Genomic DNA, 451 nt, shown 5'->3' on the forward strand with positions numbered 1-451 from the left:
ACCGCTAAATACACAATTAAATCACAGTAATCGGCATGCATCTGCTTGATAATAATAGGGTCAAACAATTGCTCTACATAATCCCACTCGGCAATAAACCCCGTTTGGTTTTGATACGCTTTATTATCTAAATACACTTGAGAGGTTTGGGAAATAGAATAGCCCCTTTCAATGGAACCACCGAGTGTAAAATCAACATTGGAATTGCCCAGCATACTGGTTAATACCACGGGAGACAGTGATCTATCATAGGCAATATCTAACGTTTTACGAATGAGGCGTTGGAAATCAATGCCATCAAATACGTTATGTTCGATATCTTGCCATAGGCTTGAATGTGTGTGCTGAATGCCTTCAATGACACTCATGTCAGCCTGTCTTGTCGCGTTAAATAATTCTAACACGGTAAAATCACCCAGAATATGATTCACCTGCTCATGCAATGGAAGAC

General features: G+C 39.9%; 1 protein-coding gene. It reads right to left on the bottom strand.

Annotated elements, in window-relative coordinates; translation table 11 throughout:
• The coding region (locus Q0779_RS23770) for a hypothetical protein (protein ID WP_298776745.1) at window positions 1–451 on the bottom strand (451 nt) is incomplete at both ends.

It is taken from the genome of uncultured Shewanella sp., from assembly GCF_947491715.1.
Lineage (GTDB): Bacteria > Pseudomonadota > Gammaproteobacteria > Enterobacterales > Shewanellaceae > Shewanella.